18 protein-coding genes are annotated in these 20,321 nt (G+C 66.5%); 8 read left to right on the top strand and 10 right to left on the bottom strand.

What is annotated here, in order from left to right; translation table 11 throughout:
* Positions 1-119: 119 nt before the first annotated feature.
* The 6 genes from KUV49_RS02015 to KUV49_RS01990 form a co-directional block, all read right to left on the bottom strand.
* On the bottom strand, positions 120-1,616 hold the full coding sequence (locus KUV49_RS02015) for a phosphomannomutase/phosphoglucomutase (RefSeq protein ID WP_222451384.1): 1,497 nt from the start codon (positions 1,614-1,616) through the stop codon (positions 120-122).
* 10 nt (positions 1,617-1,626) lie between these two features.
* Positions 1,627-2,469 carry a 3-deoxy-8-phosphooctulonate synthase gene (gene kdsA / locus KUV49_RS02010; protein WP_222451383.1) on the bottom strand — a complete coding sequence of 281 codons (843 nt, stop codon included), beginning with the start codon at positions 2,467-2,469 and terminating at the stop codon, positions 1,627-1,629.
* A gap of 3 nt (positions 2,470-2,472) precedes the next feature.
* Positions 2,473-4,113 carry a capsule biosynthesis protein gene (locus KUV49_RS02005; RefSeq protein ID WP_222451382.1) on the bottom strand — a complete coding sequence of 547 codons (1,641 nt, stop codon included), beginning with the start codon at positions 4,111-4,113 and terminating at the stop codon, positions 2,473-2,475.
* Positions 4,091-4,750, bottom strand: a complete 660-nt coding sequence (locus KUV49_RS02000; RefSeq protein ID WP_152496683.1) for an ABC transporter ATP-binding protein — start codon at positions 4,748-4,750, stop codon at positions 4,091-4,093. Before KUV49_RS02000 ends, KUV49_RS02005 begins: the two co-directional genes overlap by 23 nt.
* Positions 4,751-4,957: 207 nt before the next feature.
* On the bottom strand, positions 4,958-5,986 hold the full coding sequence (locus tag KUV49_RS01995; protein WP_222451381.1) for a permease: 1,029 nt from the start codon (positions 5,984-5,986) through the stop codon (positions 4,958-4,960).
* A complete protein-coding gene (locus KUV49_RS01990) occupies positions 5,979-6,323 on the bottom strand; it encodes an ArsR/SmtB family transcription factor (RefSeq protein ID WP_222451380.1) in 345 nt (114 codons plus the stop codon). Before KUV49_RS01990 ends, KUV49_RS01995 begins: the two co-directional genes overlap by 8 nt.
* A gap of 153 nt (positions 6,324-6,476) precedes the next feature.
* Here KUV49_RS01990 and KUV49_RS01985 point away from each other — a divergent pair, with 153 nt between their 5' ends.
* A complete protein-coding gene (locus KUV49_RS01985) occupies positions 6,477-7,499 on the top strand; it encodes an aspartate-semialdehyde dehydrogenase (protein WP_222451379.1) in 1,023 nt (340 codons plus the stop codon).
* A 160-nt stretch (positions 7,500-7,659) separates the two neighbouring features.
* Positions 7,660-9,297: a DUF4139 domain-containing protein gene (locus KUV49_RS01980; RefSeq protein ID WP_222451378.1), complete on the top strand. Its 1,638-nt coding sequence runs from the start codon at positions 7,660-7,662 to the stop codon at positions 9,295-9,297.
* A gap of 70 nt (positions 9,298-9,367) precedes the next feature.
* On the opposite strand, the gene KUV49_RS01975 is transcribed toward KUV49_RS01980, so the two are convergent.
* Positions 9,368-10,018: a carbonic anhydrase gene (locus KUV49_RS01975; protein ID WP_222451377.1), complete on the bottom strand. Its 651-nt coding sequence runs from the start codon at positions 10,016-10,018 to the stop codon at positions 9,368-9,370.
* A 153-nt stretch (positions 10,019-10,171) separates the two neighbouring features.
* Here KUV49_RS01975 and KUV49_RS01970 point away from each other — a divergent pair, with 153 nt between their 5' ends.
* The 5 genes from KUV49_RS01970 (at position 10,172) to KUV49_RS01950 (ending at position 14,664) form a co-directional block, all read left to right on the top strand.
* Positions 10,172-10,552 (top strand): hypothetical protein, encoded by a 381-nt coding sequence (locus tag KUV49_RS01970; protein ID WP_222451376.1) that lies wholly within the window; start codon positions 10,172-10,174, stop codon positions 10,550-10,552.
* A gap of 65 nt (positions 10,553-10,617) precedes the next feature.
* Entirely contained in the window at positions 10,618-11,997 is a 1,380-nt protein-coding gene (locus KUV49_RS01965; RefSeq protein ID WP_222451375.1) for a leucyl aminopeptidase family protein, read from the top strand.
* Positions 11,994-12,848 (top strand): NlpC/P60 family protein, encoded by an 855-nt coding sequence (locus KUV49_RS01960; protein WP_222451374.1) that lies wholly within the window; start codon positions 11,994-11,996, stop codon positions 12,846-12,848. The genes KUV49_RS01965 and KUV49_RS01960 overlap by 4 nt, the downstream gene beginning before the upstream one ends.
* Positions 12,845-13,807 carry an agmatinase gene (gene speB / locus KUV49_RS01955; RefSeq protein WP_222451373.1) on the top strand — a complete coding sequence of 321 codons (963 nt, stop codon included), beginning with the start codon at positions 12,845-12,847 and terminating at the stop codon, positions 13,805-13,807. Before KUV49_RS01960 ends, speB begins: the two co-directional genes overlap by 4 nt.
* Positions 13,804-14,664, top strand: a complete 861-nt coding sequence (locus KUV49_RS01950) for a class I SAM-dependent methyltransferase (protein ID WP_222451372.1) — start codon at positions 13,804-13,806, stop codon at positions 14,662-14,664. Before speB ends, KUV49_RS01950 begins: the two co-directional genes overlap by 4 nt.
* On the opposite strand, the gene KUV49_RS01945 is transcribed toward KUV49_RS01950, so the two are convergent.
* Positions 14,642-15,988, bottom strand: coding sequence for a lytic murein transglycosylase (locus KUV49_RS01945; RefSeq protein WP_222451371.1), 1,347 nt, complete (start codon positions 15,986-15,988; stop codon positions 14,642-14,644). The genes KUV49_RS01950 and KUV49_RS01945 overlap by 23 nt on opposite strands.
* A gap of 97 nt (positions 15,989-16,085) precedes the next feature.
* A complete protein-coding gene (locus tag KUV49_RS01940; RefSeq protein ID WP_222451370.1) occupies positions 16,086-16,787 on the bottom strand; it encodes a helix-turn-helix transcriptional regulator in 702 nt (233 codons plus the stop codon).
* 157 nt (positions 16,788-16,944) lie between these two features.
* On the opposite strand from KUV49_RS01940, the gene KUV49_RS01935 reads away from it, so the two are divergent.
* Positions 16,945-17,913 carry a calcium/sodium antiporter gene (locus KUV49_RS01935; RefSeq protein WP_261391463.1) on the top strand — a complete coding sequence of 323 codons (969 nt, stop codon included), beginning with the start codon at positions 16,945-16,947 and terminating at the stop codon, positions 17,911-17,913.
* Here KUV49_RS01935 and rnr read toward each other — a convergent pair.
* Positions 17,910-20,201: a ribonuclease R gene (gene rnr / locus KUV49_RS01930; RefSeq protein WP_222451368.1), complete on the bottom strand. Its 2,292-nt coding sequence runs from the start codon at positions 20,199-20,201 to the stop codon at positions 17,910-17,912. The two genes, KUV49_RS01935 and rnr, sit on opposite strands and share 4 nt — an antisense overlap.
* Positions 20,202-20,321: the final 120 nt, after the last annotated feature.

Genomic DNA, 20,321 nt, shown 5'->3' with positions numbered 1-20,321 from the left:
CTCCGGGGGTTTGGGGGCTGGCCCCCAATTAAACCTGCGTTTGGGGGCTGGCCCCCAATTAAACCTGCGTTTGGGGGTTGGTCCCCGATCAACGAAGACAGCGTGCGCCGCCAGTCCGCCTAGATTTTCTGGTCGTACTCACCGACCGACGGTTCGGTACGGATGACGGTGTCGATCTCGGCGAAGATGGCGCGCATTTCCTCGTCGGACGTGGCGCTTTCGCAGACCACGACGAGGTTTGGGGTGTTCGACGATGCGCGCACCAGGCCCCAGCTGCCGTTTTCGAGAATGACCCGCGCGCCGTTGACGGTGACGACCTCCTTGATCGGCTGGCCGGCAAAGCTGTCGCCGGCCTCATGCTTGGCGACGAGTTTCTGCACCAGCCGGTCGAGCACCTGATATTTCTCGGTATCGGGGCAATGGGGCGACATGGTTGGCGTGGACCACGTGGTGGGCAGGGCGCGGCGCAGGTCGGACATGGACATGTCGGGGTTGCGGTCCATCAGCTTGCAGATCTCGACCGCGACGCGCATGCCGCAGTCGTAGCCGCGGCCCACCGGCTCGGCCAGGAAGTAATGGCCGGATTTTTCGAACCCGGCGAGCGCGCCCAGTTCCTTGACCCGGCGTTTCATGTGGCTGTGGCCGGTCTTCCAGTAGTCGGCTGTCACGCTGTTCTTCTGCAGCTCGGGGTCGGCGGCGAAGAGGCCGGTGGATTTGACGTCGGCCACGAAGGTGGAGTTGGGGTGCAGCTTGGAAAGGTCGCGGGCCATGATGACGCCCATCTTGTCGGCGAAGATCTCTTCGCCCTCGTCGTCGACCACGCCGCAGCGGTCGCCGTCGCCGTCGAAGCCGAGCGCGAAATCGGCGCCCGAGTCCTTCACCGAGGCGGCCATGTCGTGCAGCATTTCCATGGCTTCGGGGTTGGGGTTGTAGTTGGGGAAGGTGTAGTCGAGCCTGTTGTGCGAGGGGACGACCTCGACGCCGAGACGCTCGAACAGTTCGGGCGCGAAGGCCGAGGCGGTGCCGTTGCCGGTGGCGCAGACGACGCGCAGCTTGCGGGACATTTTGAAGTCGCCGACGAGGTCGTCGAGATAGGCCTCGCGCACGCCCTCGACGAATTCGTAGCCGCCGCCCGAATGGGGTTCGCCCTCGCCATTCAGGACGATGTCGCGCAACTCGCCCATTTCGTCGGGGCCGTGGGTGAGGGGGCGGTCGAAGCCCATCTTGACCCCGGTCCAGCCGTTCGGGTTGTGCGAGGCGGTGACCATGGCGACGGCGGGCACGTCGAGGTGGAATTGCGAGAAATAGGCCATGGGCGAGAGCGCCGGGCCGATATCCTTGACGTGGATGCCGGCCTGCATCAGGCCGACGATGAGCGCGTTCTTGATCGAGAGCGAATAGTCGCGGTAGTCGTTGCCGACCGCGATCACCGGGTCGATGCCGCGACGGCGCATCTGGGTGCCGAGGCCGAGGCCGAGGGCGGTGATGCCGGGCAGGTTGATCTCGTCGGGGTATTTCCAGCGGGCGTCGTATTCGCGGAACCCGGTGGGCGTGATCATCGGGTCGCGGAGGAATTCCCAGGTGTTCTGGGTCACGTCGGCAGCGGGTTTGGTCACGGAGATACCTTCAATTTGCGTCGATCCGGCAGGGGGTTTCCTTGGCGAGCCTGTCGAATTGCATGAGGCTCTGCAAGAGGGCGGGCATCTGATCCAGCGGGATCATGTTGGGGCCGTCCGAGGGTGCCGTGTCGGGCGCCTCGTGGGTCTCGATGAAGACGGCGGCGATGCCCAGGGAGACGGCGGCGCGGGCCATGACGGGGGCAAATTCGCGCTGGCCGCCGGAACTGCCGCCCTTGCCGCCGGGCTGTTGCACCGAGTGGGTGGCGTCCATCACCACCGGGTAGCCGGTGGCGGCCATCTGGGGCAGGGCGCGCATGTCGGCCACGAGGGTGTTGTAGCCGAAAGAGGTGCCGCGTTCGGTCAGCAGGATGCGGGTATTGCCGGTGCTTTCGACCTTCGAGATGACGTTGGGCATGTCCCAGGGGGCGAGGAACTGGCCCTTCTTGACGTTGATCGCCGCGCCGGTTTGGCCTGCGGCCAGCAGCAGGTCGGTCTGCCGGCAGAGAAAGGCGGGGATCTGCAGGATGTCGACCACATCGGCCGCGGGCGCGCATTGGTCGGGCAGGTGAACATCCGTCAGGACCGGCACGCCGAGCGCGTCCTTGACCGATTGCAGGGCCTTCAACCCCTCGTCGATGCCGAGGCCGCGCTTGCCCGTAACCGACGTGCGGTTGGCCTTGTCGAAGGAGGCCTTGAAGACGTATTGCGCGCCGGCGGCGGCGCAGGCCTCTTTCATCCGGCCCGCGATCATCTGGGCGTGATCGGCGCTTTCCAGCTGGCAGGGGCCGGCGATGACGGTGAGTGGCGCGTCGTTTCCGACGCGCAGGTCTGCGATTTCAACTGTTTTCATGTGTTACGACGAAACCTGTTCCTTGAGGACCGACGCGGTGAGCGACAAGAGCAGGTAGATACCGCCGAAGACCAGGAAGGCAAGCAAAGTGTTCTCGAACTTGCGCGGATAGGAGGGATCCTGCGAAGCGACGGGTTTCACCGCGACTGTCAGGTAGCGCACCTGCTTGTTCGCCTCGATCTCGGACTGGCGCTTGGTTTCCAGCGCGGATTGCAGCACCAGGTCGGAGGTGGCGAGGTCGGCCTGCGCCATCTGGATCTCGGCGGCCTGGCTGGCGAGCGAGCTGCGTTCCTCCGTCGCCTCGGTCAGGCGGGCGTTCTGCTTGGCGAGTTCGCGCGACAGGACCTGCACCTCGGAGCGCAGCGCCTCGACCCGGGCGGTGTTGGGGCGGGCGTTGGCAAGCTGGGTGTTGAGCGCCAGCTGCTTTTCCTGGAGCTGCAATTCCACATTGCCGATCAGCTGACGGATATTGGCGATTTCGCCCTCGGGGTCGAGGATCGAGCCTTCCTGCAACTCGACGAGCCGGCGCTGGGCCGCGCGGCGTTCTTCCTTGGCCTCTTCCAGCGCGGCCTCGGCGGTTTTCACGGCGTCGAAACGTTTCTCCTGGCTGAGCGAGTCGACATTTTCCTCGGCATATTCGATCAGCTTTTCAGAGAACTCGCGGCTGGTTTCGGGGTCGGCGGTGGCGACCTCCAGCCGGATCACGCCCTCGGTCGGGTCATAGCCCAGCTTCACGTATTTCTGGTAGACCTTGTAGGCCTCTTCGTTGGTGGCGTCGGGATCAAGCCGCTGGATCGGGTCGATCTCGTCGCTGCTGAACATGGCCTTGAAGCCGACATCCTCGTTCAGGCGCAGCATGGCATCCTTGGATTCAAGGTAGGACTGGACCGCGATGGAATCCTGCCCGGTGGCGAATTGCGAGGGCAGAAGGCCGCCGAGGCCCCCCTTGCCACCGCCCGAGCCGTCGGCGGTGATGATCAGGAATTCCGACTTGGTCGAGTACATCGGCGTGGCGATGTTGTAGAAATAATACCCCGCGATCAGCGTGGGAAGCATGACGAAGGCCGCCAGCCGCGAGACGAGCAGCAGCATCTTCTTGCGACGGCGCGAGGCGATGTCGCGCTGGATCTTCTGGATTTCCTGGGCGCGCCGGTCGGCCGGGCTGAGCTCGGTCGAGGGCAGGGCGACCTGACCTACCGGCACGGTCTGGGGCAGTTGGATGCGCTCGTCGCCGGTCTGGGCCGGCTGGGTGTTTTCCCCCGCCGACACAAGCTGGACGATATTGGAGCCCTGGAACGGGTCGATGCCACGGGCCCGCAGCAGGCGGACCGCGTCGAAGTCGGATGTCGGCGCGAGGCCGTGTTTCTGGGCCATGCGCCGCGCCATGCGCAGTTGCCGCCCGGTCAGGCCCTCCTTGCGGATGTCATCGATGTTCTGAGACACCGAAACCTCTCGGGCGGATGTCACCTCGCCCTCGTGCAGGCGGGGCGCGTCGGCGTGGTCCGCGGGGGGCTGCGGCGGCGTGGTGTCCGGCGTCTGCGGCACCTCCTCGGCGGGGGTCTCCGGGCCGGGGGCGGCGGCGTGGGCGCTGCCGCCGGAGGTGCGGCGGATGCGGAACTTTCTAGCCTTGGGTTTCGTAGTCATAGAGCTGTTTTGCCTCTTCCAAGGTGTCGAACATATGCAGTTTTCCGTCCATCAGGACGGCGGCCTCCTGCGCGAATTTCTCGAGCGTGGCGGGCTGGTGCGATACGATCACCACTGTGGTCGTGCGCAGTCGTTCCCGAAGGATGTCGCCCGCGCGCCGGTTGAATTCGACGTCGGTGGAACTGGGCATGCCCTCGTCGATGAGGTACATGTCGAAATCCAGCGCGAGCATCAACGAAAAGGTGAAGCGCGATCTCATGCCCGTCGAGTAGGTGCCGAGCGGCTGGTCGAAATATTCGCCCAGATTGCAGACATAGCGGCAATACGCCTCGACGTAATCGGGATCGAGCCCGTAGAGCGTGGCGATGTAACGCGCGTTTTCGCGGGCCGAGACGCGGCTGATGACACCGCCCATGAAACCCAGCGGAAACGAGATGCGGCAGCCGCGGCGAATCTCGCCCTCGTCGGGTTTTTCCAGGCCCGCCATCATCTTGATCAGCGTGGTCTTGCCCGTGCCGTTGGGCGCGAGGATGCCGAGCGAGCGGCCGAGTTCCACCCGGAACGAGACGCGGTCAAGGATCACCTTGCGCTGCGTGCCCGTCCAGAAGGACTTGCTGACATTGTCGAACTCGAGCATCCAGGGGCTCCGTCGCTGCTCTTGCCCTCGTTTAGCGAGGTTTTCTTAAGACCGTGTTGGTCTTGATCCCGCACATTATGTCGGAATTGTCCACGATATGACAACAAATCGGGGCAAATTTGTGTGCTTGATAAGAAAAAACGAGGAAACGGCGCGAAAGGGGGGAAGCTCTCGCGCCGCTTGGTTGAGATGAAGGGGTTCGCAGGGTCAGGCGACGGCGTGCCACGCCATGCCCGCCAGCACGGCCCCGGTGAGGCCGAAGCCAAAATAGGCGAAGAATATGCGCGGCTTGACCAGCGCCCACACCGCGATGGCGGCTGGGATGCAGCTGACGCCGCCGGCGATGACGAAGCTCATGGCGGCGCCCTGGCTCATGCCCTGGGCCAGCAGGGCGTCGACCAGCGGCACGGCGGCATAGCCGTTGAGGTAGGCGGGCGCGCCCACGAGGGCCCCGAGAAGGATCGTGCCGATGCCGTCGCCGCCCAGAACCGTGGCGATGGCGTCCGCGGGGATGTATTTCAGCATCACCGCCTCGATCACGTAGGCGAGCGTCAGCCATTTCAGCAGGAAGATGCCGTTGTCGATGGCGGTCTCGCGGAAGGTGGCGGTGCGGTCCGGGTCGGACCAGAAGCGCCAGACGGGGCGGCCCTGAAACGGTTTCTTCGTGCCGCAGCAGCCGCCGGGCTGGCGGTTTTCGCGCAGGGGATCGGCAAAGAGGGGCGAACGGGCCAGCGCCATGGTCGCAAAGCCGCCCATGAGGCCGACACCCACCGCCGCGACGGCCTTGGCCACGGCGAAATCCCAGCCGATGGTGCCGGAGGTGATGAGGAACATCGCCGGGTCCATCAGCGGCGAGGCCAGCCAGAAGGCCATGACAGCCCCCAGCGGCGCGCCGAGCGCGAGCATGGCGGCGATGAAGGGAATGACCTCGCACGAGCAGAAGGGGGAAAGACCGCCCAGGATCGCTGCAAGAAAGATCATGCGGACCTGCCGGCCCTCGAACGCTTTGGCCAGCAGGGTCTCGGCTCCGGTGGCCTTCATGTAGGCGACGGCGAGGACGGCGAAGACGATGAAAGGCGCGGTGTGCAGCAGCGCGCCGGCGGTGAAGGTGACGGTGGGCCAGAATTGCGGCGGATCGAGCACCGCCACGGCGGCGAGGATCAGCGCCAGCGCCAGCCAGGCCTTGTCGAGGTTGGCCCATCTGCGGCGCAGGGTGGGGGCGGTGATGTCAGCCATGATAGTGATCCTCGTGGGGGCAGTTGCTGTCGGCGCAGCATTCGCGGAGCAGGAAATCGGCCAACGTGCGCAACTCGTCATAGGCGACGGCGGCGCAGAGGATGCTGCGGCCCTGTTTCTCCTGCCGGACCAGACCGGCCTGTGACAGGATTTTCATATGATGGGTCAGGGTCGATCCGGTGACGCCCGCACGCGCGCCCAGTTCGCCGATGCGCAGGCCCTCGGGGCCGGCACGGACAAGGGTGCGCAGCACGGCCAGGCGTTGTTCGGACCCAAGTGCCGCAAAGGTGGAGGCCGCGAGGGCAAGGTCGAGTTCGGGAATCGATGTCTGTTTCATACTTCTAGCATTATCGAAATGATGGTCCGTTGCAAGCTATATTTCTAGAAATATCGAAATGACAGCGGCGTGACGCCTCGAATCCCTTTAACATCGTGCTGCACTGCGGTATGAGCGGCGCACAGAGACCCGAAACGAAGAGGATTTCCCAAGATGGGTTACAAGATCGTCGTCGCGGGCGCCACGGGCAACGTGGGCCGCGAAATGCTGAACATCCTGGCCGAGCGCCAGTTCCCTGTCGACGAGATCGCGGTGCTTGCCAGCCGCCGGTCCATCGGCACAGAGGTCAGCTTTGGCGACAAGACCTTGAAGACCAAGGACATCGAGGGGTTCGATTTCACCGGCTGGGACATGGCGCTCTTTGCCATCGGCTCCGAAGCGACGAAGAAATACGCGCCGATCGCCGCCAAGGCGGGTTGCGTGGTGATCGATAACTCGTCGCTCTACCGCTACGACGCGGATGTGCCGCTGATCGTGCCGGAAGTGAACCCGGAGGCGATCACGGGCTATTCCAAGAAGAACATCATCGCCAACCCCAACTGTTCGACCGCGCAGATGGTAGTGGCGCTGAAGCCGCTGCATGACCGCGCGAAGATCAAGCGGGTGGTGGTCAGCACCTACCAGGCGACCTCTGGCGCGGGCAAGGAAGGCGTGGACGAGCTGTGGGATCAGACCAAGGCGATCTACAACCCCACGGACGAGGTGCCGCCGAAGAAATTCCAGAAGCAGATCGCGTTCAACGTCATTCCGCATATCGACGTCTTCATGGAGGACGGATCGACCAAGGAAGAGTGGAAGATGGTGGTCGAGACGAAGAAGATCGTGGACCCGAAGATCAAGGTCACGGCGACCTGCGTGCGGGTGCCGGTGTTCGTCGGCCACGCGGAATCGGTGAATATCGAGTTCGAGGAGTTCCTGGACGAGGACGAGGCGCGCGACATCCTGCGCGAGGCGCCGGGGATCATGGTCGTCGACAAGCGCGAGGACGGCGGATACGTCACGCCGATCGAATGCGTCGGCGATTTCGCCACCTTCATCAGCCGGATCCGGCAGGACAGCACGATCGAGAACGGTCTGAACCTGTGGTGCGTCAGCGACAACCTGCGCAAGGGCGCGGCGCTGAACGCGGTGCAGATCGCCGAGACGCTGGGCAACCGGGTGTTGCAGAAGGGCTAAGCCCTTTACATTGCATCGAAACTCTGGCCGCGCCGCCTTTTGCAAAGGGCGGCGCGGTTTCTTTTTGCGAAAAAAATTTGTTGGTGCTGCCAAGAACGGCGCCCTTGCACGCGTCCCATCAGAGACCGATCATCCGGCCAACTATCCTGGAGTAAACATCATGCGTTCGCTTTCCCTTATCATCCTTGCCGCCCTGCCGTTTCCCGCGCTTGCCGAAGATTTTGCGCTGTCGAGTGACGTGGATGCGGTCACGCTCTATCCCCAAGGCGCCACAATCACGCGGCAGGTGCCGTACAGCATCCCGGCGGGGCAGCATCAGCTGATCCTGACGGATCTGCCGCGCTCGACGCCGCTGGCCTCGGTCCGGGTGGCTGTCGAGGGCGCGGCCATGGGCAGCGTCACGGCGCGGCGCGATTTCGTGCCGCCGCGCACCGAGGAAGAGACCGCCGCGTTGCAGGCCGCGCGCGCCGAGGTCGAGCGGCTGGAGGACGAACTGCGCAACGCGCGCGCCGCGGTCGAGACGATCCGGCTGGAGGCGGAGGCGGCCCGGGCGCGGGTGGCGTTCCTGGAAAAGCTGGGCGAAGGCGAGGGCGTGACCGCTCTGGACATCGCCGCCCTGCGCGACCTGTCGTCGATGATCGGGGAAGAGACCCTGGCGGCGCTGCGCGCGGCCCAGGATGCCGAGCGTCGGGCCGAAGCCCTCGCGCGCTCGCTGGAGGACCTGGAAGAAGAGCTTGAGCGCGCGAAACAGGCCGAGGCCGCGCTGGTGCCCGAGGACGAGGACCGCGCGATGCTGGCCGTGGCCGTCAGCGCCGAGGCCGCAACCGAGGGCGTGCTGACCGTGACCTACAACACCGATGCCGCCGGATGGGAGCCGGTCTATGACCTGCGGCTGGACCGGAGCAGCGGTGCGCTGACGCTGGAGCGCGGCGCGTACGTGTCGCAGTCGACGGGCGAGAACTGGCAGGCGGCGGAACTGACCCTGTCGACCGTGCGCCCCACCGAGCAGACGGCGCCAAGCGAGGTCTGGCCGTGGCTGCGCCGGATCTACGAAGAGCCGCCGATGCACCCTGTGCCGCTGGCGCGCAGCGCTGCGGACTCCGACATGGCCGCAGGCGCTGCGAAGGAAGAAGCCCTGGCCGTCTCGCCTGAAGCGATCGTCGCTTCGGCGGATTTCGACGGGCTGTCGGTGACCTACAGCTATCCCGGCACGGTCGACGTCGCCACAGGGGCAGACCGGGTGCGCCTGGCGCTGGGCACGCTGGAAACGCAGGCCGAGACCGTTGCCAAGGCGGTGCCGCTGAACGATCCCAGCGCGTTCCTTGTGGCAAGCTTTACCAACGATATGGGCGAATTGATCCTGCCGACCGCCGAGGCGAGCTTTTACCTGGACGGGCGGTTCGTGGGGCAGCGTTACCTAGACATGATCCCGGCGGGCGAGGAGGCGGAACTGTCCTTTGGCCCGATCGACGGGCTGCGGTTGACGCGCACTGTCGAGGACCGGGCCGAGGGGGATCGCGGCGTGATCTCGAAATCCAACCGGATCCAGGAGACGGTGCGCATCGAGGTCGAGAACCTGACCGGCGAAGCCTGGCCCCTGCGCGTGCTGGACCGGGTCCCGGTTTCCGAGCAGGACGACCTGAAGATCACGTGGGAGGCAACCCCGAGCCCGGCGCAGGAACGGGTCGACGACAAGCGCGGGGTGATGGCGTGGGAGTTTGACCTTGCTGCCGGCGAGACGCAGGAGATCCGACTGAGCCACACGATCGAATGGCCCGACGGAATGGTGCTGCACTGAGACGGTTCGCGGCCCCCTTAAAGAACGCATGCACCGACCCCAAGGGAACGGTGCATGCGGCCCACGGTGGCTAGACCGGAACGAACCCTTTTTCCTCGTGCAGGTAATGCTCGATCACGCCTTCGCCGATATCGTGCCAGAGGCCGTGCAGGGTAAGGTGGCCGCTCTCGATGGCTGCGGCGACGAAGGGGAAGGTGACGAGGTTTTCCAGGCTGACCAGAACGGCCTGCTTTTCCAGGGCCGCGACACGCTCGTCGGTGTTCTTGATCTTTTTCACCCGCTCGTAGCCGGGGCGCAGGATGTCCATCCAGCGGCCCACGAAGCTGGTCTTGTCGTTGAGTTCGGGCGCGTCGCCCGAGCACATCGCGTCGCAGCCGCGCACGCCGCCACAGTTGGAATGACCGAGCACGATCACATGCGCGACCTTCAGCGCGGTGACGGCGTATTCCACCGCCGCCGAGGTGCCGTGCTGCTGACCGTCGGGGGTGAAGGGCGGCACGAGGTTGGCGATGTTGCGGTGCAGGAAGAACTCGCCCTGGTCGGCGCCGAAGATCGCGGTGACGTGCACGCGGCTGTCGCAGCAGCAGATTACCATCGCGCGGGGGTGCTGCCCCTCTTGCGCCAGGTGGCGGTACCAGGCCTGGTTGTCCTGGTATTTCGTGGCCTTCCATCCCCGGTAGCGTTGGACCAGGTAGCTTGGGAGCGGACGTGTGTTTTTCATGGCGGCGCCTGATAGCTTTTTTCCGGACGGTCGGTTGATAATCCGAATTCTAGAAGAATTCGAGACACAAATTGGTCGGTGCGGAAACCATTTGGGAAGTCTTCGGCCGCAAGGTCCGGCCTGTCGCGGGGGCATGGAATCGTGGGAAAGACCGTGGAAAGAATAACCCTACTCAAGCAGTCCGAGGCCGTTCACCTGGATCAGAACCGGCTGGAGCAGCTTTACCTGCAACTGGGTGAGGCCGGGGCGGAGGACGTTGTCTGCCGCGCGCTGGAGGAACTGGCGGTTCGGTTGTCGCACACGGAGCGCTGTTTTCGCCAGGAGCAGGTGCAGGACATGCGCAAGAGCGCCCGCAGCCTGATCGCTATCGCCGAGCAGATCGGCATGTGCAAGCTGGCCCGGGTGGCCCGCGACGTGACGCAAAGCATCGACCTGCATGACAAGGTGGCCATCGCGGCCACGCTTGCGCGGCTATTGCGGATCGGCGAGACATCGCTGCATGAAATCTGGGACGTGCAGGATTATTCCGTCTGAGCCCTTGCAGGTACGGTGCTTAAGGCTAGGCTGAGCCGGAACGAAATCATCCCGGGACATGCGCCATGCCGCTTGAATTTGCACCGGAAGGGGCCGATGCCCTTCCGCTTCACGTGATCGAACAGGACGCGCTGGAGGGCTGGTTGGCAGATCAGTCTGCCACCGTCGCGACCTGGGTGCAGGCGGCGGGGTTCACCGGCGGGTTGGGCCAGTCGCTGCTGGTGCCCGACGGCAATGGCGCGCCGGTGATGGCGCTGGCGGGCTATGGCACAGGGGCCGCGCGCAAGCGCGGGCGATTCCACCTGGCGGCGCAGGCCGCGAACCTGCCGGAGGGCGTCTATCGACTGGAGGGGCTGGCGCAGGAACGGGCCGCCGAGGAGGCGCTGGGCTGGCTGTTCGCGGGCTATGCCTTTGACCGCTACAAGGATCAGAAACCCGCCAAGGCGACGCTGGTGGCCCCGGAGGGCGTCGACGCGGCCCGGCTACAGGCGATTGCGGCCGGAGAGGCACTGACGCGCGACCTGATCAACACGCCGGCCTCGGACATGGGGCCGGTGGAGCTGGAAGCGGCCTGCGCCGACCTGGCCAGGGAGCAGGGCGCGGCGATCGAGGTCATCCGCGGCGAGGCGCTGCTAGACCAGAATTTCCCGATGATCCACACGGTGGGCCGCGCCGCCGACCAGGCGCCGCGCCTGATCGACATGCGCTGGGGCGACACCGGGCCGAACCTGACGCTGGTCGGCAAGGGCGTGTGTTTCGACACCGGGGGGCTGAACCTGAAACCCGGGGCCAGCATGGGCCTGATGAAGAAGGACATGGGCGGGGCGGCCACGGTGCTGGGGCTGGCCCGGATGATCATGGCGCTGAAGCTGCCGGTGCGGTTGCGGGTGCTGATCCCGGCGGTGGAGAACTCGGTCGGCGGCAATGCGTTCCGGCCCGGCGACATCCTGACCGCCCGGAACGGCAAGACGGTGGAGATCAACAACACCGATGCCGAGGGGCGGCTGGTGCTGGCCGATGCGCTGAGCTTTGGGGCCGAGGCCGAGCCGGACCTGATGATCTCGATGGCGACCTTGACGGGTGCGGCGCGGGTGGCGGTGGGGGCGGATATCGCGCCCTATTTCACCGATGACGGCGTGCTGTCCGGCGCGCTGGACGCCGCGGCGGCCGAGGTCGCGGACCCGGTCTGGCGGATGCCGTTTCACGAGCCCTACGAGGCGATGATCGAGCCGGGGATTGCCGATCTGGACAACGCGCCGAGCGGCGGGTTTGCGGGCGCGATCACGGCGGCGCTGTTCCTGCGGCGCTTTGCGGGGGGCACGCGCTACGCGCATTTCGACATCTACGGCTGGAACCAGAGCGCCGCGCCGGGCCGGCCCAAGGGCGGGGTCGGCATGGGTGCGCGGGCGCTCTTGCAGGCTTTGCCCGAGGTGCTGGCGCTGTGACCGACCGGCGGCGGCTGCATTCCAACGGGCGCGTGGCCGATGCGGGGCTGCTGGGGCAGGTCGAGGCGGAACTGTTCGTGGAGGGCGACGACCGTCAGGTGATCGTGCCGGTCACGCCGATCCTGTCAGAGCCGGACGGCAAGCGCGAGCGCGAACTGGTTTTCGGGGAGGGCGTGCGCCTATTGGAAGAGCGGGACGGCTGGGTGTTCGGCTATGCGCTGCGCGATGGGTATGCCGGGTATCTTGCAGCGGGGGATCTTGCTGTGCCGAAGGGGCCACCGAACCACGTGGTGCAGGCACGGATGACCCATGCTCTGGGGGAGCCGGATTTCAAGGCGCAGACCCAGCATCTGATACTGAGCCTGGGGGCCTGGGTGAGCGTGACCGGCACCGAGGGCCGCTGGGCCGAGATTTTTGCACCGGAGGGCCGGATGTACGTGCCGGCAACGCATTTGCGCGTGGCCAGTGCGGTCGAGCCCGATCCGGTGCACGTGGCGGAGAGGTTGATCGGAACGCCCTATGTCTGGGGCGGGAACTCGGCGCTGGGGATCGACTGCTCGGGGCTGGTACAGGCGGGTTGCCTTGCCTGCGGTATCGCGTGTCCCGGCGACAGCGACATGCAGGCGGCGGAACTGGGCGTTGACCTGCCCGAGGGGGCTGCGCTGCGGCGCGGCGACCTGCTGTTCTGGAAGGGGCATGTGGCGTGGGTGGTTGACCCCGAGACGCTGTTACATGCCAATGCGCATCACATGGCCGTGGCCTATGAGCCGATGGCCGAGGCCATCGCGCGGATCGAGGCGCAGGGGGATGGGCCGGTGAGGGCCCGCAAGAGACTGGAGACAAAGACATGAGTGACCCGTTCTTCCAGCCCGTTTCGGGCTTTGAGCTGCCGCGATTCGCGGGCGTTCCGACCTTCATGCGGCTGCCCTATGTGCTGCCCGATCATGCGCGCTATGGCGACGTGGACGTGGGCGTGATCGGCGTGCCGTGGGACAGCGGCACGACCAACCGCCCCGGGCCTCGGCACGGGCCGCGGCAGTTGCGCGATGCGTCCACCATGATCCGGGCGCAGCATGCGGTCAGCGGTATGCGCCCCTTCGAGACGCTGAACTGCGCCGACCTGGGCGATGTGGGGCCGAACCCCGCCGATATCGCCGACAGCATGGAGCGGATCACGACGTTCTACACAGGCGTGGTGGATGCGGGGATCATGCCGCTGACGGCGGGGGGCGATCACCTGACCAGCCTGCCGGTGCTGCGCGCGGTGGCCAAGGACGGGCCGCTTGGCATGGTGCATTTCGACAGCCATACAGACCTGTTCCATAGCTATTTCAACGGGCAGATGTATACCCATGGCACGCCCTTCCGCCGCGCGGTGGAGGAAGGCCTCCTGGACCCCAAGCGCGTGGTGCAGATCGGGCTGCGGGGCAGCATGTACGATTCCGAGGACCGCGATTTCGCCCGCGCCGAGGGCATCCGCCTGATCCTGATTGAGGAGTTCTTCGAGCGCGGCGTGGCCGACGTAATGGCCGAGGCGCGCGAGATCGTGGGGGAGAAGCCCACCTACGTGTCATATGACATCGACTTCGTCGATCCGACCTTCGCGCCCGGCACCGGGACGCCCGAGGTGGGCGGGCCGAATTCGTATCAGGCGTTGCAGGTGTGCCGGGAGCTTGAGGGCGTCAATATCGTGGGCGCGGACATGGTCGAGGTCTCGCCGCCGTTCGATGCCAGCGGCAACACGGCGTTCCTGGGCGTGTCGATCATGTTCGAGATCCTGTGCGTGATGGCGGCGGGACGCGCGTCATGAGCGGGATCGTCAACACCGAGCAGGCGGATCACTGGTCCGGCAAGGCGGGCGAGGTCTGGGTGCGGGAACAGGCGATGTTCGACGGTCTGATGGCGCCGGTTCTGGACCTGCTGCTGGACCGCGCCGGGTTGCAGGCGGGCGACAAGGTCGTCGATATCGGCTGCGGCACCGGGGCGGGCCTGATCGCCGAAGCGAAGATCGTGGGCGAGGCTGGCCACGTGACCGGGCTGGACGTGTCGGGGCCGATGCTGGATCTGGCCCGTCAGCGGCTGGATGCGGAGGGCGTCGCAAATGCCACCTGTGTTCTGGCGGATGCGCAGGTGCATCCGTTCGGGGACATGGCGGCGGACCACCTTGTGTCGCGTTTCGGCGTGATGTTCTTCGACGACCCGATGGCGGCCTTCGCCAACATGCGGGGCGCGTTGAAACCGGGCGGGCGCATGACCTTCGTGTGCTGGGCCGGGATGGCGGGCAATCCGTGGTTCCGTGTCCCCGCCGAGGCGGCGAAATCCGTGGTCGGCGCGCCGCCGCCGCAGGACCCGCGCGCGCCGGGGCCGATGGCGTTTTCAGAGGCGGACTATGTGCGAGACATTCTGGGGCAGGCCGGGTTCGACGGGATCGGCCTGACCACCGAGGAGATCACTTTGACGCCCATCGGCGACCTGGAGCAGAATGCCACCTTCGCCGCTCGCGAGGGGCCGGCGGGGCGGATCGTCAAGGACATGGGTGGCGGGCGCGAAGAGTATGCCGCCGTGGCGGAGAAGCTGCGCGACGCCTTGAAAGAGTTCGAGGCCCCGGACGGCGCGCTGCGCGTTCCGGGGCGGGTGCACGTGGTCAGCGCGAGCGCAGGCGTTTGAGCACCTCGCGCGAGGCGTAGCCGTCGACCTTCATGCCGGCGCTTTGCTGGAAGCCCATGATCGACTTCGCGGTGTTGGGGCCGATGATGCCGTCGATCTTTTCGAGCGGATAGCCCATCTGCTTGAGCCGGCGCTGGATTTCCTTGCGCTCCTCGAAGCTGACGGGGGTATAGCCGCGCGGCCAGCTGGCCTGGATCGCGGGGCCGCCCTTGATGCGGTCCGACAGGTGCCCGACGCCAATGGCGTAGGCGTCGGCATTGTTGTAGCGCTTGATCACGTCGAAATTGGCGAAAACCATGAAGGACGCGCCGGCAGGTCCGGCGGGTTGGATGATCCGGGCCGAGCCGTAGTCGCGCACCGGGCGGCCATCGACGCCGACGACGCCCTGGGCGGCCCATTGCGAAGGCATCCGGCTGGTGTTGCCGAAGCGGGCGCCGTTGGGCACGCGCACCTCGACGCCCCAGGGCATGCCCTTGCGCCAGCCGAAGCGTTTCAGATAGGCGGCGGTGGAGGCGAGCGCGTCGGAGGGGTCGTTCGACCAGATGTCGCGGCGGCCGTCGCCGGTGAAATCCACGGCATAGGCCTCGTAGGAGGTGGGAATGAACTGCGTGTGACCCATCGCGCCGGCCCAGGAGCCGGTGAAGTTGCGCGGCGTGGTGTCGCCGTTCTGCAGGATCTTCAGCGCGGCCATCAGTTGTTTTTCGAAGAAGTCGCCGCGGCGGCCGTCGAAAGCCAGCGTCGAGAGCGCCTCGATCACGGGGATGTCGCCCATGCGGGTGCCATACTTGCTTTCCAGCCCCCAGACGGCGGTAACAACCTCGGCCTCGACCCCGTAGGCCTGTTCGATCCGGTTGAGCGCGCGGCGGTGACGGCGCAGGGCCTGCTGGCCCATGCTGACGCGTTCGGGCGAGGCGGCGCTGTCGAGGTAGTCCCAGATCTGGCGCTTGAACTCGGCCTGGTTGCGGTCTTTCGAGACCACGTCGGCGTTGTAGTTGATGCCCTGGAAGGCCGCATCGAAAACCCGCGCGCTGATCCCGCGCGACAGGGCGCGGCCCCGGAAGGAACGGACCCAGTTGTCGAAGGCGGGGTTGGAGACGCGGGTGACCTGCGCCTCGCCCGTGCTGTCGCTCAGTGCCTCGGGGCGCAGCTTGGGACGTAGCGATCTGGTGGATACGGAAACGCGGGTGACCTGCGGGGTCGGCGTGGCGGCCGTAGCGGCTGCGGGACGCGCGACGGGCCGGATCGACGATTCGAGGGCCGTGGCCGCCGCGCCGCCGGACAGAAGGGCCGCGCCCAGAACTGGAAAGAAATACCTGACAAACATTGCTCGCCCCTTTTTGCTGGGTTTGATCGGAGCATAGCCTGAAACAGTTTGTTTCAAAAGCGTTCAATCATGTGGCCGGGCGAAGTGTCGCCTGTGATCAGGCCGTTTCCTGGCCCGTGTCGCAGGTCATGGCGGCAAGGCATTCGCGCAACAGGATCGCGCGGCGGGGCCGGAAGGACGCGCCGGTAAGGTCCAGCCCGCGCATCCGGTCGAGGCGGAAGGCGCGGAAATCGCCGCGCAGGTGACAGAAGGCCAGAAGGCAGAGCGAGGATTGCATGAGGACGACCGACAGAGGGTCGACCTCGCGGGTGGTTTCGCGGCCCTCGGCGTCGGAATAGTCGAAACGGATGGTCTTTTCCTCCCACGTGGCGCGGCGCAGGCGGGCGGTGTCGACGCCCGATTGCGGCAGGGGGGTGAAGCGGTGGGCCGACAGGACGGCGTGATCCAGCCGGTGCGCCTGAGTCTGAGGCAGGCGGGCGCGCAGTTTGGCGAGCGCCGATTGCGCGGCCTCGGCCAGTGTGCTGTCGCCCACCTCTTCCACTTCGCGCAGTCCCAGCACCAGCGCCTCCAGTTCGTCCTCGTCGAAATTGAGCGGGGGCAGGGCGGCATCCTCGATCAGGCGATAGCCGAAGCCCGCCGCACCGTCGATCACCGCGCCAAGCCCGCGCAGGGCGTCGATATCGCGATAGATCGTGCGGGCGGTCACGTCGAGCCGGTCCGCCAGCGCCTGCGCCGTGGCGGGGGCCGGCACGATGCGCAGGGCCTGCATCAGTTTGAAAAGGCGTTCGGTCCGGGTCATGGCGCGGAGTATGATGCCACATGGTGACGGTTTTTGTCAGCAGGGTTTCCAGGCATCAGGCGCAATGAACCTGTCACGCCAGCGGAATCTTTCCGGCGCTATCTTGAAGTGGCACGGAGCCTGCTCAGATTCCCTGCAACGCGCCTTTTGCGCGGGATTGGAGTTACCCGAATTGGATATCGTCTTCGTGATCGCCGGGCTGGCGGGGCTGGTCCTTGGTGGTGAGTTGCTGGTGCGCAACGCGGTGCAGCTGGCCCGGGGCCTGGGCGTGTCGCCGCTGGTGATCGGGCTGACCATCGTGGGATTCGGCACGTCCGCGCCGGAACTGGTGACCAGCTTGCAGGCGGCCTGGGTCGGGTCGCCGGGGATTGCTCTGGGCAACGTGGTGGGCAGCAATATCGGCAACACGCTGCTGATCATGGGAATCGCGGCGCTGATCTCGCCCATCCTGGTGGCGCGCCGGGCGCTGGCACGGGACGGGACCGTGATGATGGGCGCGACGCTGGCCTGCGCGGCGCTGGTGCTGAGCGGGGAGATGGGGCGCGTGGCCGGGCTGGGGCTCTTGCTGGCGCTGGCAGCCTACCTGGCATTTACCTTCATGGCAGAGCGCAAGGGGCCGACGGCGGCGGGCGAGGTGTACGCGGCCGAGGGCGACCTGCTGCCGGAAGCGCCGGTGCGGGCGGGGCGTGCGGCGCTGGGGCTTTTGATCGGGCTGGTGGTGATCCTGGCCGGGGCGCGGTTTCTCGTGTCGGGGGCCGTGGGACTGGCGCAGATGCTGGGGATGAGCGACGCGGTGATCGGGCTGACCGTGGTGGCCATCGGCACGTCGATGCCCGAGCTGGTGACCTCGGTGCTGGCCGCGCGCAAAGGGCAGGGCGACGTGGCCTTCGGCAACATCATCGGCAGCAACATCTTCAACATTCTGGGCATATTGGGGGCGACCGTGCTGGTGGTGCCGATGGCTGCACCGCTCCCCATCACAGGGGTCGACCTGGCCGTGCTGCTGGGGTCGGCACACCTGTTCGTGGCGTTCGCCTTTACGGGGGCGCGGATCGACCGGCGCGAAGGTGCCGTGTTGATGGCGGCCTACGGTGTTTACATGGTCTGGCTTTTGGGGAGCATTTAACGCCGCTTGCGCGAGACCTTGCGCTTGGTCTTGTCGGCCTTGTGCTTTTCCCGCGCAAGCTTGCGCTTGGGCCCGCCGCGCCCGCCCTTGGGCGCGCCGCGACCCCGCCCCTTGCGGGGCGCGTCCGGGCCGGCGGGGGTGATCGCCTTGCCGTCGAGCCGTATCAGTTCGAGCCCGAGGCCGCCCGTCACCGGCGCCGCCTCGCTGAGGCGGACGACGACCCGCTGTCCGAGGCCGATGAGAATGCCGGTATCGGACCCCATCAGGGTGCCGCGATCACGGTCGAGGTGGAAATACTCGTTGCCCAGCGCGCGCATCGGGATGAGGCCGTCCGCGCCGGTCTCGTCCAGCCGCACGAAGGCGCCGAACTTGGCGATGCCGCTGATCCGCCCGGTGAATTCCTCGCCCACGCGTTCCGACAGGAAGGCGGCGAGGTAACGGTCATTGGTGTCCCGCTCGGCCATCATCGAGCGGCGCTCGGTTTCCGAGATGTGCTCGCCGGTGCTTTGCAGGCGTTCCTCGTCGGCCTTTGAAAGCCCGTTCTCGCCCCAGCCATGCGCCGAGATCAATGCCCGGTGCACGATCAGGTCGGCATAGCGCCGGATGGGCGAGGTGAAATGCGCGTAGGATTGCAGCGCGAGGCCGAAATGCCCGAAATTGGACGGCGCGTAATAGGCCTGCGTCATCGAGCGCAGGGTGGCGAGGTTGATGACCTCGACGTGGTCGGTGCCCGCCGCGCCGTGCAGCAACTGGTTGAGGTGCGACGTTTTCAGCACCTGCCCCTTGGCCAGCGTCAGGCCCGCGGCCTCGGCCACGTCGCGCAGGGTGTCGAGTTTTTCTGGCGGCGGTTCCTCGTGGACGCGGAAGAGGAGGGGGGATTTCCTGGCGATCAGCGTCTCGGCGGCGGCCACGTTGGCCAGCACCATCATGTCCTCGATCAGCTTGTGGGCATCGAGGCGGTCGGCAAAGTTGACGGAGGTTACCTTGCCTTCGTCGCTGAGCACGACCTTGCGTTCGGGCAGGTCCAGATCGAGCGGCTGGCGGTTGGCGCGGGCCTCCTGCAGCGCAGCGAAGGCTTCGTAAAGCGGGGTGATGACCTCGTCCATGAGAGGGCCGCACTTGTCGTTCGGGTTCCCATCGCGGGCGGCCTGCACGTCCTGGTAGGTGAGCGAGGCGGCGGAGCGCATCAGGCCGCGCACGAAGCGGTGGCCGATTTTCTCGCCATGGGCGTCGATCTGCATCCGCACGGCGATGCAGGCGCGCGGCACGCCCTCGTGCAGGGAACAGAGGTCGCCCGACAAACGGTCGGGCAGCATCGGCACGACCCGGTCGGGAAAATAGCTGGAATTGCCGCGCTTGCGGGCCTCGGCGTCGAGGGCCGAGCCGGGGGTGACGTAGCAGGCGACGTCGGCGATGGCGACCCAGATGACGTGCCCGCCTTCGTTCTTGGGGTCGTCGTCGGGATGGGCCCAGACGGCGTCGTCGTGGTCGCGGGCGTCGGCGGGGTCGATGGTCACGAGCGGCAGGTCGCGCAGGTCTTCGCGGCCCTTCAAACCTTGAGGTTTCTGCGCGTCGGCCTCGGCGATGACATCATCCGGGAAATCGTCGGGAATGCCGTGCTGGTGGATGGCAATGAGGGACACCGCCTTGGGCGCGGTCGGGTCGCCCAGGCGGTCGAGGATGCGGGCCTGCGGCAGGCCCATGCGGCCCTTGGGGCCGGCCTGCTCGGCCTCGACCAGCTCGCCGTCCTTGGCGCCGCCGGTGGCGGAGGGCGCGACCAGCCATTCCTTGCCGTCGCCCTTGTCGATCGGCAGGATACGCCCGCCCTCGGCGGTTTTCTTGAAGACGCCCAGCACCTTGCGCGGGTTGGTGCCGATCCGGCGAATGAGCCGCGCCTCGTAGTGATGTGCCTCGCCCTTGACCTCCTGCAGGCGGCCCAGGATGCGGTCGCCGGGGCCGAGCGCGGGATCGCTGGCGCGGGGGATCAGCAGGACGACAGGCTCGACCCCCTCGCCGTGCCATTCCAGGGGGCGCGCCAGCAGCTCGCCGTCAGGTGTCTGGTCGCTGACCTGAAGCACGCTCACGGGCGGCAGCTTGTCGGGGTCGCGATAGGTCTTCTTGCGCTTCTCCAGGTGCCCCTCGGCCTCCAGCTCCTTCAGGATGCGCTTGAGGTCAATCCGCGCCGCGCCCTTGATGCCGAACGCCTTGGCGATGTCCCGCTTGGAGGTCAGGGTCGGATTGTCCGAGATCCATTGCAGGACCTGTGATTTGGAAGGCAACTCGCTCATGCTTCGGGACGTAGCACGAAGGCGGGGGGCGTTCCATGCGAAGATTGCCGGCATGCGCCGGAGCGCCTGCTTTTTCTTGCCGAAAATACTCTCGGGGGTCTGGGGGTGAAACCCCCAGCC

Source organism: Roseovarius atlanticus (assembly GCF_019802205.1).
Taxonomy (GTDB): domain Bacteria; phylum Pseudomonadota; class Alphaproteobacteria; order Rhodobacterales; family Rhodobacteraceae; genus Roseovarius; species Roseovarius atlanticus_A.
Note: the sequence above shows the minus strand (reverse complement) of the source record. Positions and strands in the feature narration are given on the sequence as shown.

Excerpts from the sequence above, each read along its gene's own strand:
- kdsA (WP_222451383.1), bottom strand. The coding sequence starts at position 2,469 with ATGAAAACAGTTGAAATCGCAGACCTGCGCGTCGGAAACGACGCGCCA.
- KUV49_RS02005 (WP_222451382.1), bottom strand. The coding sequence starts at position 4,113 with ATGACTACGAAACCCAAGGCTAGAAAGTTCCGCATCCGCCGCACCTCC.
- KUV49_RS02000 (WP_152496683.1), bottom strand. The coding sequence starts at position 4,750 with ATGCTCGAGTTCGACAATGTCAGCAAGTCCTTCTGGACGGGCACGCAG.
- KUV49_RS01995 (WP_222451381.1), bottom strand. The coding sequence starts at position 5,986 with ATGGCTGACATCACCGCCCCCACCCTGCGCCGCAGATGGGCCAACCTC.
- KUV49_RS01990 (WP_222451380.1), bottom strand. The coding sequence starts at position 6,323 with ATGAAACAGACATCGATTCCCGAACTCGACCTTGCCCTCGCGGCCTCC.
- KUV49_RS01985 (WP_222451379.1), top strand. The coding sequence starts at position 6,477 with ATGGGTTACAAGATCGTCGTCGCGGGCGCCACGGGCAACGTGGGCCGC.
- KUV49_RS01980 (WP_222451378.1), top strand. The coding sequence starts at position 7,660 with ATGCGTTCGCTTTCCCTTATCATCCTTGCCGCCCTGCCGTTTCCCGCG.
- KUV49_RS01975 (WP_222451377.1), bottom strand. The coding sequence starts at position 10,018 with ATGAAAAACACACGTCCGCTCCCAAGCTACCTGGTCCAACGCTACCGG.
- KUV49_RS01965 (WP_222451375.1), top strand. The coding sequence starts at position 10,618 with ATGCCGCTTGAATTTGCACCGGAAGGGGCCGATGCCCTTCCGCTTCAC.
- speB (WP_222451373.1), top strand. The coding sequence starts at position 12,845 with ATGAGTGACCCGTTCTTCCAGCCCGTTTCGGGCTTTGAGCTGCCGCGA.
- KUV49_RS01950 (WP_222451372.1), top strand. The coding sequence starts at position 13,804 with ATGAGCGGGATCGTCAACACCGAGCAGGCGGATCACTGGTCCGGCAAG.
- KUV49_RS01945 (WP_222451371.1), bottom strand. The coding sequence starts at position 15,988 with ATGTTTGTCAGGTATTTCTTTCCAGTTCTGGGCGCGGCCCTTCTGTCC.
- KUV49_RS01940 (WP_222451370.1), bottom strand. The coding sequence starts at position 16,787 with ATGACCCGGACCGAACGCCTTTTCAAACTGATGCAGGCCCTGCGCATC.
- rnr (WP_222451368.1), bottom strand. The coding sequence starts at position 20,201 with ATGAGCGAGTTGCCTTCCAAATCACAGGTCCTGCAATGGATCTCGGAC.